General features: G+C 42.6%; 12 protein-coding genes, 2 tRNA genes, 1 pseudogene and 1 riboswitch. Of the genes and pseudogenes, 11 read left to right on the plus strand and 4 right to left on the minus strand.

Going from position 1 to position 13,932, the window contains the following annotated elements:
• Nucleotides 1-43: 43 nt before the first annotated feature.
• Together EYW48_RS14820 and EYW48_RS14825 are read left to right on the plus strand one after the other, a co-directional pair.
• A tRNA-Asp gene (locus EYW48_RS14820) sits at nt 44-120 on the plus strand.
• A gap of 39 nt (nt 121-159) precedes the next feature.
• Nucleotides 160-236: transfer RNA gene (locus EYW48_RS14825), tRNA-Trp, on the plus strand.
• 977 nt (nt 237-1,213) lie between these two features.
• Here EYW48_RS14825 and EYW48_RS14830 read toward each other — a convergent pair.
• Nucleotides 1,214-1,447 (minus strand): annotated as a pseudogene (locus EYW48_RS14830) (ATP-binding protein); the annotation flags it as partial.
• A 446-nt stretch (nt 1,448-1,893) separates the two neighbouring features.
• On the opposite strand from EYW48_RS14830, the gene crcB reads away from it, so the two are divergent.
• From crcB to thiH, 7 genes are all read left to right on the plus strand, one after another.
• A complete protein-coding gene (gene crcB, locus EYW48_RS14835; RefSeq protein ID WP_053309792.1) occupies nt 1,894-2,277 on the plus strand; it encodes a fluoride efflux transporter CrcB in 384 nt (127 codons plus the stop codon).
• Between the two features lie 49 nt (nt 2,278-2,326).
• A riboswitch (TPP riboswitch) is annotated at nt 2,327-2,425 on the plus strand.
• A gap of 111 nt (nt 2,426-2,536) precedes the next feature.
• On the plus strand, nt 2,537-4,486 hold the full coding sequence (gene thiC, locus EYW48_RS14840) for a phosphomethylpyrimidine synthase ThiC (RefSeq protein WP_277432616.1): 1,950 nt from the start codon (nt 2,537-2,539) through the stop codon (nt 4,484-4,486).
• Between the two features lie 2 nt (nt 4,487-4,488).
• The gene (gene thiE / locus EYW48_RS14845) at nt 4,489-5,727 is read left to right on the plus strand and encodes a thiamine phosphate synthase (RefSeq protein ID WP_277432617.1); all 1,239 of its coding nucleotides are present in this window, start codon (nt 4,489-4,491) and stop codon (nt 5,725-5,727) included.
• Nucleotides 5,717-6,505, plus strand: coding sequence for a HesA/MoeB/ThiF family protein (locus EYW48_RS14850; protein WP_277432618.1), 789 nt, complete (start codon nt 5,717-5,719; stop codon nt 6,503-6,505). The genes thiE and EYW48_RS14850 overlap by 11 nt, the downstream gene beginning before the upstream one ends.
• Nucleotides 6,493-6,702, plus strand: a complete 210-nt coding sequence (gene thiS, locus EYW48_RS14855) for a sulfur carrier protein ThiS (RefSeq protein WP_261918282.1) — start codon at nt 6,493-6,495, stop codon at nt 6,700-6,702. The genes EYW48_RS14850 and thiS overlap by 13 nt, the downstream gene beginning before the upstream one ends.
• Entirely contained in the window at nt 6,703-7,467 is a 765-nt protein-coding gene (locus EYW48_RS14860) for a thiazole synthase (protein ID WP_274695793.1), read from the plus strand.
• A gap of 2 nt (nt 7,468-7,469) precedes the next feature.
• On the plus strand, nt 7,470-8,582 hold the full coding sequence (thiH, locus tag EYW48_RS14865) for a 2-iminoacetate synthase ThiH (protein WP_176313091.1): 1,113 nt from the start codon (nt 7,470-7,472) through the stop codon (nt 8,580-8,582).
• 138 nt (nt 8,583-8,720) lie between these two features.
• Here thiH and EYW48_RS14870 read toward each other — a convergent pair whose 3' ends face one another.
• Nucleotides 8,721-10,511 (minus strand): aminopeptidase P family protein, encoded by a 1,791-nt coding sequence (locus EYW48_RS14870; protein ID WP_172532777.1) that lies wholly within the window; start codon nt 10,509-10,511, stop codon nt 8,721-8,723.
• A 118-nt stretch (nt 10,512-10,629) separates the two neighbouring features.
• Nucleotides 10,630-11,571: a LysR family transcriptional regulator gene (locus EYW48_RS14875; RefSeq protein WP_053309784.1), complete on the minus strand. Its 942-nt coding sequence runs from the start codon at nt 11,569-11,571 to the stop codon at nt 10,630-10,632.
• Between the two features lie 115 nt (nt 11,572-11,686).
• Between EYW48_RS14875 and EYW48_RS14880 the strand changes: the two genes are divergently transcribed.
• Both EYW48_RS14880 and EYW48_RS14885 read left to right on the plus strand, forming a co-directional pair.
• The gene (locus EYW48_RS14880; protein WP_274676028.1) at nt 11,687-12,889 is read left to right on the plus strand and encodes a multidrug effflux MFS transporter; all 1,203 of its coding nucleotides are present in this window, start codon (nt 11,687-11,689) and stop codon (nt 12,887-12,889) included.
• A gap of 88 nt (nt 12,890-12,977) precedes the next feature.
• Complete coding sequence (locus EYW48_RS14885; protein ID WP_053309782.1) at nt 12,978-13,259, plus strand: hypothetical protein; 282 nt, start codon at nt 12,978-12,980, stop codon at nt 13,257-13,259.
• Nucleotides 13,260-13,317: 58 nt separating this feature from the next.
• On the opposite strand, the gene asnC is transcribed toward EYW48_RS14885, so the two are convergent.
• Complete coding sequence (asnC, locus tag EYW48_RS14890; protein WP_053309781.1) at nt 13,318-13,782, minus strand: transcriptional regulator AsnC; 465 nt, start codon at nt 13,780-13,782, stop codon at nt 13,318-13,320.
• Nucleotides 13,783-13,932 lie beyond the last annotated feature (150 nt).

Raw genomic sequence — 13,932 nt, forward strand, 5'->3', positions numbered from 1 at the left:
GGACATCGCCAGGCTTTGAATATTGTCTAACCAGACACGCAGCGGAGCGGTAGTTCAGTTGGTTAGAATACCGGCCTGTCACGCCGGGGGTCGCGGGTTCGAGTCCCGTCCGCTCCGCCACTTTATTTAAGAGATGTTTAACTCTTTAAAATAAACGTTAGGGGTGTAGCTCCAATTGGCAGAGCAGCGGATTCCAAATCCGCGTGTTGGGAGTTCGAATCTCTCCACCCCTGCCATCTTAATTTTGCATAATAATGCAAATCAGAAAGCCCAGTTGATTTACTGGGCTTTTTTGTGCGCACTCTACAAAATAGCGACCAATCATCAGAGCCTACTTTCTTGAGTTTACGTTGTTGAACTCGAGTGTGGCTACTTTGTCCAGCTGTTCATCGATTCGAAATTCTGACACGATTTTTACTGTTGTTCTTAATGCTGACCGATTTGCGGATAGAGTCCTTGAGGATGTAGATAAGCATACTGTCAAAGTTTGTAACCATGATACCGAGAGTGGGAAGCTGGAGACAATGGACGAGGGCCAAACCACCATATGTTGCGATGATTTGGCACATCTCGATTTTTGATTTCTCACTGGGTGTGCTGCCATCCTCTGTGTACAGCCTTGCTTGGCCGTTGGCGATCAACTCATTGCAATAATCGCGACCAAATCGTTAGTCGCTTTAAAGCGTACATCAAACAGGTTTTGCACATCATCAATCAGCGTTTGGCTGGCGGTCGAACTATGGTTAGAGATTATATTTAATCGATTTTAAAACCGTCTTTGTATCGAATGGGGTTTTATATACTCGCTTTAAAATGTGAAGCGAAAGCGGTATAGCATTAAGACGCTTTCTCGATTGTATGGTGTAGTTCAAAGGTCACTCTCGTTGAGTGGCCTTTTTTTATGTCTGTCATAAACGCTCAGATAAAGCGCATGGTGGGCTTTTCTACTGGCTCACCCCTAGAAATTCAGCGCGTTAAAAAACGAAATTGGTGATACTTGTTCAAATAGCCGCAATCCCTGAAATACAAAGGATTTTTGGGTAGAGAAAAAGAGGGCGGATCGTATTCTTTCGTTTTAATGCAAAAAAAATGAGCGCAGAGAAAAGTGCATTATGGGAAGTAACTAAGTAATCAGTATGATAGGCCATATTACGTAGACATTGATCGATTAGAGTGGTCAAAATAGAGTAACAATGCGTTAAATTGCTATCGAGAGCTCGGGCGTGAGCACACGACGTCTTAAGTAGCTTTCAAGTTTGTCTTGAACTTTCGCTGTAGATAGTTGAAGCATCAAGTCTGCTGCTGTGACGAACCGCGTTTTAAGATCTTTTGGCTCGGCGAGTTGACCTAGACTCACCGCAGGGTGGCTCTTCCCTGCGCCACTTGGTCCAAGTAACACCACGTTTTCCTTTCGCTCGATGAACGCTAACCTTGTAAGCTCCTTTACTGTTTTCCCTGGGCACCCGTTGCGAACTTGAAGTCAGAGTCATCGAACGCTTTTTCCACTGGGAAGCTAACGAACTTAATTAGTGTTACGAAAGCTTTAACATGTTCGCCGTAATGGGGGATGGTCGTGTATCTGCTCACCTGGCAATGTCTCGAATTGGACGACAGGATCGACAAGTTCATTTGGTTTGTATTGTTTAATGTGTTCTTTGAGCATTGCTACTCCTCCGATTTCAGCCTAGTGATTTTAGCTCACTAAGTAAGACGGTTGCTGGTATCCCATGTGGTTTTTCTTACAGTTCATCCGATTTCATTTACATAAGTGACGTATGTAACTTTTAAAAAGTACTTGGTGATTTGTACTTTGTATAACCACTTTTTATATTTGTAGGTCGATTTCTCCTCTTTAGCGGTTAGAATAGCGACTGTAGTTCTAAGGAGATTACTATGGGTCAATTGTCTATATTAGGCTTTATCGCATTGGGTGGGGCGTTTGGTGCTTGCTCTCGTTATTTAATCTCCGAGTTGTGTGTGGTGCTTCTCGGGCGAGGTTTTCCTTATGGCACACTAATGGTAAACGTTGTCGGCTCATTTATTATGGGGTTATTGATCGCGGCGTTTGAGAGTGAGTTACTTGCCACTGAACCGTGGCGACAAATTATTGGTTTAGGATTTTTAGGAGCGCTAACGACATTTTCCACTTTCTCTATGGATAACGTTCTTTTAATGCAGCAAGGCGCTTTCTTTAAAATGGGCCTTAACATTCTCTTGAATGTCGTTTTGAGTATTTCTGTTGCTTGGATTGGCTTTCAATTGTTGAACAAAAGTTAACTGAATTAACGTTTCACCTTGGTTAATTAATCTGCTTTCTTTATAATGATTTCACTTGTCGGAGTGCCATAAGGCTGAGACCGTATTTTCGGGATCCGTTGAACCTGATCAGGCTAATACCTGCGAAGGGAACAAGAGAAGATAATCTTACTAGTGATCTATCTAGTTATATCATCCTCAGATCAAAATTTTATTTTGATCGACTCTTGTGTATCAATCCGTCAAGCATTTATCCCTAAAACAATGAAAGGAAAATGCTATGTCGAGTCGCAAACAAGCGAGACTAGAAGCCAAACAATTTATCGACACTCTATCTGTCGAGCCTTACCCCAATTCAACCAAAGTTTATATCGAAGGTTCACGAGCTGATATTCGTGTCCCAATGCGAGAAATCAGACTTGCTGGTAGCTTAATTGGAGGGAGCAAAACAGCTCCTATTTATCAGCCTAATGACCCTGTGTGTGTTTATGATACATCGGGTGTCTATACTGACCCATCTCACGCCATCGATTTATACCAAGGTCTTCCGAAGCTAAGAGAGTGCTGGATAGCAGAGAGAGAAGATACCGAGTTACTTCAGGGCGTTAGTTCTGCTTATGCAAAGCAACGTTTAGCTGACGAAACATTAGACCAATTACGTTATGGAAACTTGCCTTCTGTTCGCCGTGCAAAACATGGCAGAAGAGTGACTCAGCTGTATTATGCTCGCCAAGGTATCATTACTCCTGAAATGGAATACATCGCTATTCGCGAAAATATGGGGCGACAAAAGTTTGCTGATGAACAACTTAACCAACAGCATCCAGGTCAGAGCTTTGGTGCCAACCTTCCACGAGAAATAACGCCTGAATTTGTCCGCCAAGAAGTGGCTCAGGGGCGTGCAATTATCCCTGCTAATATTAATCACCCAGAATCAGAGCCGATGATTATTGGCCGTAACTTTTTAGTAAAAGTAAACGCTAATATAGGTAACTCATCGGTTTCTTCTTCTATTGAAGAAGAGGTGGAAAAATTAGTGTGGGCGACTCGCTGGGGTGGCGATACCGTGATGGATCTTTCTACGGGGAGAAATATCCATGAGACACGAGAATGGATATTACGTAATAGCCCGGTACCGATTGGCACCGTTCCTATGTATCAAGCTCTTGAGAAAGTAAATGGTGTCGCTGAGGATCTGACATGGGAAGTGATGCGAGATACGCTTATTGAACAAGCCGAGCAGGGGGTTGATTACTTTACTATCCATGCTGGGTTGTTATTGCGCTATGTCCCTATGACGGCCAAACGTGTCACTGGTATTGTTTCTCGTGGAGGTTCAATCATTGCGAAGTGGTGTTTGGCTCATCATACTGAAAGTTTTCTTTATACGAACTTCCGAGAGATTTGTGAAATCTGCGCAAAGTACGATGTCGCACTATCCTTGGGTGATGGGCTTCGCCCTGGCTCAATTGCTGATGCGAATGATGAGGCGCAATTTGCTGAGCTTCGAACCTTGGGTGAGCTGACCAAAATTGCTTGGGAATACGACGTTCAGGTCATTATTGAGGGACCTGGTCATATTCCAATGCATATGATTAAAGAAAATATGGATGAGCAGCTTAAGCACTGCCACGAAGCTCCATTCTATACTCTAGGCCCACTTACAACGGATATCGCACCTGGTTACGATCACATAACTTCCGGTATTGGGGCGGCAATGATTGGTTGGTATGGCTGCGCAATGCTCTGCTATGTCACGCCTAAAGAGCATTTAGGTTTGCCAAATAAAGAAGATGTAAAAACCGGCTTAATTACTTATAAATTAGCCGCGCATGCTGCTGATCTTGCTAAGGGCCATCCTGGCTCTCAAATTCGTGATAATGCTTTATCAAAAGCCCGTTTCGAATTTCGTTGGGAGGACCAATTTAACCTTGCGCTAGATCCTGTTACAGCTCGTGCTTTCCATGATGAAACCTTACCTCAGGAATCAGGAAAAGTAGCGCATTTTTGCTCAATGTGTGGCCCAAAATTCTGTTCGATGAAGATCTCTCAAGAAGTGCGAGAATATGCTAAAGATAGCGAGCAAGTTGCTGCTGATGCAAAGATTTCTGTGAAATTATTGGATGATCCTTTAGAAGGTATGCGAAAAAAATCGCACGAGTTTAAGGCGGCAGGTTCCGAACTATATCATCTAGCGGTGAATAAGCAGACTGTTTGCAGTGAGGAGTAGCTATGACTCTGTTATTAATTCCTCGGCAAGATATTGCTTTAACCGGAGATATCCAACGCATTTTGCTGCTGGCTCAGCAGCAAGGCTTTGATATTAAAGATATAACATTAGGTGTGAGCCCAACAGCGTGCTGCCAACTTGATGAGTGGACGATTGATAGTGACTGTTTGATGTCGTCACAAGATGTTTCTGTTTCTGGCTGTAATTTGTTTTTTCAGTACCAATCAGCGATTCCTTCTTCATGCTATGCAGTAAAGAATGTCATTCAACTTGCTCTTGGAGCACTGGATCCTCTTGAGTCGAAAGACCAATGGTACAAAGACCAAGAGCTGTGTTCTCTGCATTACTCTCGCTCATTAGAGTTATCTAATTCTGATATTACTCATTTTGCTTGGGTTTTAGCCTTGTTATGTCTTGGTCTTCCACTTGAAGATGTTTTAGTGCTAGCTCGTGCTGCAATGAATGTTTCACGTGAAACATGGCCCACAGAAATTAGCTATTTCCCAAAGCCGACTATTAAACAAGGTTTCCTTGCGACCAATGATGATCTAGCTTTCCCGGTTATGCATAAAGACAACTTGGGGCTATATCCCGTTGTCGATAGTGTCGATTGGATTGAGTGCTTGCTTAAAATGGGTGTAAAAATCATTCAACTGCGAATGAAAAATACAGAGCATCCAGACCTTGAACTAAACATCATCAAGGCTATCAAGCTTGGCCAAAGATATGGTGCTCAAGTTTTTATTAATGATCATTGGCAACTTGCGATTAAACACCAAGCTTTTGGTGTCCATTTAGGGCAAGAAGATATTGAAACAGCTGACCTTGAGCAAATTGCAAAAGCTGGACTTTGCTTAGGTCTTTCTACTCATGGTTACTATGAGCTTTTACGAGTTGCTCAACTTAAGCCAAGTTACATCGCTTTAGGTCATATATTTCCAACGACAACCAAACAAATGCCATCTAAACCACAAGGATTAGTCAGACTTAAACTCTACCAACAGTTACTAGATGATTTGGCTAATTTCACAGGGGGAAATTCCATACCAACGGTAGCTATTGGTGGGATTGATCTTAATAACGCAGCGCAAGTTTGGCAATGTGGCGTGTCAAGTCTGGCTGTGGTTCGAGCGGTAACTGAGGCGAGAAACACTAGATCTGCGATCCAAAGTTTCAATTCCATTATGCAACTTTCTGAGTTGAATTTGCGTGCTGAGAGAAGGGGGACCCATGCTTTCTGATGCCCAGTTTCTTCGTTACCAGAGGCAACTTTCGCTTACTCGAATTGGTGAACATGGCCAACATACTTTATTAACCAGTAAAGTGCTTGTTATTGGATGTGGCGGTTTGGGTTCGGCCGCGGTTTTGTATTTAACTGCGGCGGGTATTGGGCAATTTGTGATTGTTGATGATGATATTTTAGAAAGTAGCAATTTACATCGCCAAGTGATCTACCGGGAAAATCAAATTGGTAAATCAAAAGTAAAAGCTATGGCTGAACAGATAGCGGCTATCAACAAGGATTGTCGAGTCAGACCAATAACAAAGCGTATTTTTGATAAACAGTTACACCTAGAAATTTTACTCGCAGATGTGGTTTTAGACTGTACTGATAATATTGAAAGTCGTCATATCATTAATCAAGCATGCCGCAAAGCAAATAAGCCTTTGATCTCTGGGGCGGCGATTGGTTGGCAAGGGCAAATAATTACGTTTGATCACTTACCACCATCTCCCTGTTATCGATGTTTGGTTCCAGATGGCGAGCTACCAGCAACACAGCGTTGTGACGAACTTGGTGTCATTGGTCCTGTGGTTGGAGTGATAGGAGCACTTCAAGCGCTTCAAACAATCAAGCTTCTAACAAAACAGCCTGATTACCAAGCTAATCAAATGACAGTGTTTGATGGCCAAACCTTTCAATTTCAAACATTCAACGTCCCTAAAGATTTGCATTGTGATGTTTGTTGTTTGCCAGTAGCAGATAACATAGGTGAGGAACAAAAATGTCCGATATAACGATAACGATCAATAATCAACCGCATCAAGTCAGTAATGGTTCAAGTCTATTGGATATTGTCACTTTGCTGGCCATATCGACCACTGGAAGTGTTTTTGCCATTGGACCAAATGTCATTCCACGTAGTGAATGGGCTACTACCTTGCTCTTTGATGGAGACACAATTTCACTGTTTCAAGCCATTGCAGGAGGCTAAATGTTAACAATAGCTGGTAGAGAGTTTAGCTCTCGTTTGTTTACTGGAACTGGTAAGTTTGCCAATCGTGATGTGATGGCGCGAGCGCTTGCTCAATCAGGTTCACAAATGGCAACTATGGCTTTAAAGCGTGTTGATTTGAACGATACGAATGATGATATTTTAGCGCCACTTATCGAATCTAATATCCATTTGTTACCTAATACTTCAGGCGCAAAAAATGCTAAGGATGCGGTTTTTGCTGCCCACTTAGCTCGTGAGGCATTAGCAACCAACTGGTTAAAATTAGAAATTCACCCCGATCCTAAGTACTTAATGCCTGATCCAATTGAGACATTAAAAGCAGCAGCGCAACTAGTAAAAGAGGGGTTCACTGTTCTACCGTATTGCCATGCTGACCCTGTGTTGTGTAAGCGATTAGAAGAGGTAGGCTGTGCTGCGGTGATGCCTCTGGGTTCTCCAATCGGTTCGAATAAAGGCTTAGTTTCAAAAGATTTCTTGGAAATTATTATCGACCAAGCCAAAGTTCCTGTCATTGTTGATGCTGGTATTGGTGCGCCTTCACATGCGTCACGTGCTATGGAAATGGGGGCTGATGCAGTGCTGGTTAACACCGCAATAGCAACTGCACGCGACCCTATTAGCATGGCAATGGCTTTTAAAATGGCGATAGAATCAGGACGAATGGCCTATGAATCAGGCTTAGCAACTCAATCTTGGCATGCGGTTGCCTCCAGCCCTTTTACAGCTTTTCTGGATGAGTAGTCATGAGTTTTTTGGAACGTTTTAAGCAGTTAGATTGGGATGATATTAGTTTATCGATCCGAACTAAAACGGCACGAGATGTAGAGCGGGCTCTAGCAAAAGATAAGCTTAATTTGGAAGACTTTAAAGCTCTGATTTCTCCAGCGGCTGAACCTTATATAGAGCAAATGGCACAGTATGCTTATTCATTAACACGTCAACGATTTGGTAATACGATCTCGTTTTATATCCCGCTTTATTTATCTAACCTGTGTGCCAATGCTTGTACCTATTGCGGCTTTTCTATGGAAAACCGAATCAAACGGCGTACTTTGAATAGGCAAGAGGTAGCAGGTGAAATTGCAGCCATCAAAAAGATGAAGTTTGATAGTGTGTTATTGGTAACGGGTGAGCATGAAACTAAAGTCGGGGTAGAGTATTTTCGTCAGATACTACCTGTGATCAAAAGCGAGTTTAGTTATGTAGCGATGGAGGTTCAACCGCTTCAGCAAGTACATTATGAGGAGCTTAAAACACTTGGTCTTGATGCGGTGATGGTCTACCAAGAAACGTATCATCCTTCCACTTATGCTTCACACCATTTAAGAGGCAATAAGATGGATTTCAATTTCCGACTTGAGACGCCAGATCGACTGGCTAGGGCTGGAATAGACAAAATAGGTATCGGCGCGTTAATTGGCTTAGAAGATTGGAGAACTGATTGTTTTTATGTTGCTGCTCATCTGGATTACTTAGAAAAAACCTATTGGCAAACCCGCTATTCCATTTCTTTTCCGCGTTTACGTCCATGTGAAGGTTCATTACAGCCTAAATCTGAAATGTCTGATAAGCAGTTGGTCCAATTGATTTGTGCATTTAGATTATTCAATTCGCAAGTTGAACTCTCTCTATCTACTCGAGAATCAGCTCATTTTCGAGATAGTGTCATTCCTCTGGGGATTACCAGTATTTCTGCTGCATCAAAGACTCAACCTGGAGGTTATGCGATGAAAGATGTTGAGTTAGAACAATTTACAATTAGCGATGATCGTACTGCACATGAAGTCGAACTCGCTGTAAAAAATCGTGGTTTGCAAGCTGTGTGGAAGGATTGGCATAGTGCCTATTCGGGGTAATGTTTCACGTGAAACATCAGAGTAGATACTCTTTATATTCGGTAAATATCTAGCTCACAATTTAGAAGGCGACCAGAGTTGGTCGCCTTTTTAATGGATAAAACATATTGAGTTGAACATGTGACAGAAATTTAAATATCAGTCATGTTTAATTGCGGAGGTTGCTTGGCGTAGCCACTCTTTAGTTTCACCTTCCACCAACGGGCTAACTTGTTGCCATACTTTTTGGTGATAATCGTTCAACCACGCTAGCTCTGGGCGAGTTAGCATATCAACATTAATTGCACGCTTGTCTATTGGACAACGAGTTAATGATTCAAACCCTAACACACTGAAATCACCTTTGGTTTCCATTTCGACAACCAATTCCAGGTTCTCAATTCGAATGCCAAAGGCGTCTGCTCGATAATAACCAGGTTCATTTGAAAGCACCATACCCGGGAGCAATGCGACATTGTTGAACACTTTACTAATGCGTTGTGGGCCTTCATGTACACTGAGGAAGTGACCGACACCATGACCAGTACCATGATCATAATCATAACCATTAGCCCATAAATGTTGACGGGCAAGTACATCTAGCTGATGGCCACAAGTGCCTTTAGGGAAGCGAGCTCGTGCTAGCGCGATGTGCCCTTTTAATACCAACGTGAATTGCTGAATCATCTCATCACTAGGTTGACCAATGGCGATAGTACGTGTGATATCCGTTGTGCCATCAGTATATTGACCACCAGAATCGACAAGGTAGAGAGAGTTTAAAGCGAGTTGCCCTGGAGTCGCTTGGTTGATGTGGTTGTAGTGACACATCGCTGCATTGCTACCAGCAGCGGAAATAGTATCGAAACTAAGGTCTGCTAATGAAGCGTCTTCTTCTCTAAATGCTTGTAAACGATCAGAGAGAAAACCTTCATCATGGAGCCTTTGATTGGCGACTTCGTTATCTAGCCATGCGAGAAACTTAGCCATCGCAGCGCCATCGCGTACGTGGCAAGCTTTCATCCCTGCAACTTCGGTGGCGTTCTTGGCCGCTTTAGGCAATAAACATGGGTCAGCGTCATCAATTATCTCAACCCCTGAATTTTGTAGAACTAGCGTAAACCAAGCGTTGCTGGTTGCCGAGTCTACAATAACTTTCTGACCACTCAATACACGAAGTTGCGCTTCTAGTTGATCAGGATGGTGGACTCGAACATCTGCGCCTACATGCTGGGTAAATTCGCTTGGAATACGTGATGGATCAAGAAAAAAATCGACACTAGCGTCAACATGAATAATGGCGTGAGAAAGCAGAACTGGTAAACGTGATACATCAAGACCACGAATGTTCAATAGCCAGCAAATCGAATCTAATTCGGTGAGTATTGCCGCATCGGCCTTCTTTTTCATGAGTTGTTGCGCAATCAAGCTACGTTTACTTTGACTATTTTGACCAACAAACTCATCACTCATAAGGCGTACAGGTGAAACTAAGGCCTCGGGACGATCCGTCCATAACTGATCGACAGGGTTGGTTGATGTCGCTACCAGTTGTAGCTCACCATCCAATTTTCTTTGTGCAGCTTTAAGCCAACTCGCACGATGCATGCGTGGGTCAAAACCAACCTTGCTACCTGTAGCAAGTGTTTCTTGTAGCCAATCGAGAAAGGGCTCTTCAATCAAGTGTCGATATTCAAATGTGCTTTCCGGCACTTGTTTGCGAACTTGAACGGTATAGCGACCATCAACAAAAATAGCGGCTTTATCTTGGGTGATCACGGCAGCACCCGCTGAACCGGTAAAGCCAGTTATCCAATGTAAACGTTCATTATGTTGTGGTACATACTCCCCAAGATATTCATCTTCATGAGGAATAATGACAGCATCAAGCCCTTGTTGTGTTAACCAGCCACGTAAAGCTGAAACACGTTCTGCGATCGAATTATGCATCTGTGTTATATCCTTTTTATAACAGTCCGTTGTATGAATCTCAGTACATCATTACTGAGTGGACGAGTGCAAATAAGCTACTCTTTTTATCTGACTCGCGCAAATTTCAAAATAATAATTATCTAAGGTGTAAGGTTTTGGTTTGGATCATCTGCCTTAACCAGCTTAATGCGGGGTCATTTTCTCTGTCTCTGTGCCAAAAAAGCGTATAAGCCATGGGTGGGAACTCCATGGGTAAGGGAAGAACAACCAGATCCATTTGTTGCGCGACTAGATGGGTAAAATGACTTGGCGCTGTGAAAATGAAATCAGTATAGGTACACAAACTGGCGGCGCTGTTGAAGTCTGGAACCGTAATTGCGATATCACGCTCTTTGCCAATATCTGCCAGACGGTAATCGAGTAGCCAGCGGTCATTGCCATCACATCGCACTTGTACATGACGCAGCGCAAGGTAGCTTTCTAGCGTCCAATTTTCACGTAAAACCGGGTGATCTTTTCTCACCACGCACATTTGGCTGTCTCGGTAAATCTCTTGCTCGCAGATGTCACTGGGGGGCAGCATAGTTAGCTTGGCATCATTAATATCGATATCTTTGCCAGTGATACCTAAGTCGATTTCTCCTAGCTGTAGTTTTTTGAATGTTTGATCATCCCAAGAATGGGTATTGATATTTAAATTAGGTCCTTGGTTAAAAATTACTGGTAAAAAGTGTGGCAGAATCAGTGGATAAACACTTTCTACTGCGGCTATTTGAAAACGATATTCACTGGTTTGAGGCGAAAATTCCTGCGGCTGAGTAATGATTTCAAGCTGATTAATTAGGATATCTAACTTGGGTTTCAAGAATAAAGCTTGAGGCGTTGCCTTTAGACCATGAGAGTTACGAATAAATAGCGGATCATCGAATTGTTGACGCAGTTTGGCCAGTGATTTGCTCACGGCTGACTGACTCAAACAGAGACGATGTGCAGCACGCGTGACACTCAGCTCTTCTAACAGAACGGTTAAACAAACCAGTAAATTGAGATCGATGCGAGATAACTTCTCAATATTCATCTGTTTTTCCAATTAGGAATAATTAGGATGATTATATGCCATTTCTGCTCATATCATCATTGCGTTACTATGCATCAGTTCTCAAAGTTGTTCTTTCTTTATATTGGAGTGTTTCGTGAAACAAATAACATCTGGTGCAGACAGTAAGCGCCAGCTGACATTACTGGTTTTGTTGGTACTGTTCAGCCCGTTGGCGATTGATATTTATCTGCCTGCTTTACCGTTAATTTCACAAACATTTCACGTGGAACACGCTTATGCACAAGATACGATCACTTGGTTTCTATTCGCCATGGGTATCGGGCAATTATTTGCGGGCCCCTTGGCGGATAAACTCGGTCGTCGAACTGTTGCATTGGGAGGTATCAGTATCTATGCATTGAGTGCTTGCTTGGCGTGGGCAGCTCAAAGTATTGAGTGGATGCTGATGGCTCGGCTGCTACAAGGCTTCGGTGCTTGTGCAACATCGGTGGCAGCCTTTGCAACAGTTCGCGATATTTTTGGACCAGAACGCAGTGGTAAAATGATCAGCTACCTGAATGGGGCGATCTGTTTCATTCCAGCACTGGCACCAATTCTTGGAAGTTGGTTGACTCAACAGTTCGGCTGGCGCAGTAATTTTAGCTTTATGGCTGGTTTTGCTGTGGTTGTTGGCTCAATGATGCTGATAGGTATGAAAGAAACCAATCCTGAAACGGCAGAGAAGCAAGCATTCTTTAAGTTTTCGCGGTACTGGTCGGTATTGAAAACACCTTCTTTCCTATTCCATGCCTCTTTATGTATGTTAGCCATGGCAGTAATTCTTGCTTACGTAACCTCAGCTCCTGTGGTGTTGATGGAAGGTTACGGTTTAACCATGAACGAGTTCACTTTTTGGTTTGGAATGAATGCCATCATCAATATTGTTGCGTGTTTAACAGCACCTCAATTTATGGATAAATTTGGCACTCATAAAACGTTAGTTGTTGGCATTAGTATATTACTGATCGCCGGAACAATAATGCTTGTACTGGCACAGCAACAAACTGCATTCGCCTTTATGTTACCTATCTTTATTTCGTCTATTGGATTTGCCTGGATTTTGGGAGCGGCAGCAGGAAAAGCGTTAGCTCCATTTGGCGACAAAGCAGGAACCGCGGCTGCATTGCTTGGACTATTTCAAATGAGTGGCGCTGGTTTATTAGTGGGCTCGCTACAGCGAGCTGGGTTTGAACCTCAGGTGTTAATTGCGTTGCATATGTGGATAATCGCCCCATCGCTATTAATTCTGTTATCAAAAGCAGGGCGATACTGGCATCAAATAGCAGTGCAGCAATAAAATCGGTTTATGCTATTCTATAATCGTTTTAACGAGTGTATATTTGGGCACTTAATTATTTCAATTGCACTTTGGAAGCGAAACAACAATGTCAATGACAACCTATGAAATGGCTCGTATTTGGGAACAGCTCGATGAGTCGCCAGAAAAGGTCATGTTCGGTAAATTGCTTAATGAATTAGGCAACCAAAGTAGTGAGCGTATTCGCAGCGCCGCAAAACAAGTACCACTACCAGTCCTACGTGATTTAGTGTTCCAGTTTCAACACGTGATAGAATCTCGCAAAGGTGAACAAGTAGAAATCATGGCGAAAGAATTGGCAAAACAAGGTATTTCAGCAGAAGAACTTCTAAACTACCTGAATAAATAACCAATAGTAGATATTGTGGCCCGAGAATATATTCTCGGGCTTTTTATTTATGCGCAAATTATGGATTCACGTTGCGGTTAATTGGGTTTTGCAATGAAATAAGTGTTTCAGTTGATTGTACTTCATCAATCGCTTGTAATTTATCGATGAGGACAAACTGTAATTCTTCAATAGAGCGACACATCAATTTCACGAAAATATTGTAAGCGCCAGTGGTGTAATAAGCTTCTACCACCTCGTCTAATGCATTCAGTTTTTCTAAAGCAGAGTGATAGTCTCGCGCTGCATTTAAATTAATGCCAATGAAGCAACAGACGTCATAGCCTAGTTTTTTGGTATTCACGACAACTTCTGTGCCTTGAATAATATCGGCTGACTTCATTTTTTCGATACGCACATGGATAGTTGCAGGGCTAACATTGAACTGTTTCGCCATCTCGGCATAAGGCGTGCGTGCATCTTCCATTAAAATTTTTAAAATCGCTCGGTCGAGATCATCAAGCTTCGCGGCTGTGGCATGCATGGCAAAAGTCCTTATAGTAATACAGCAATTTGAGTCTACCACTCACCATAGTTTCTCGTAAGTCATGGTCTGAGATTAGTTATTAGCTTTAGTCACATCCAGCAAAATTAGTTAAACTCAGGTTTCTGATTATTATCTCTGTTTTTGGAG

The sequence above is a fragment of the Vibrio sp. 1180_3 genome (assembly GCF_029478545.1).
Classification (GTDB): domain Bacteria; phylum Pseudomonadota; class Gammaproteobacteria; order Enterobacterales; family Vibrionaceae; genus Vibrio; species Vibrio aestuarianus.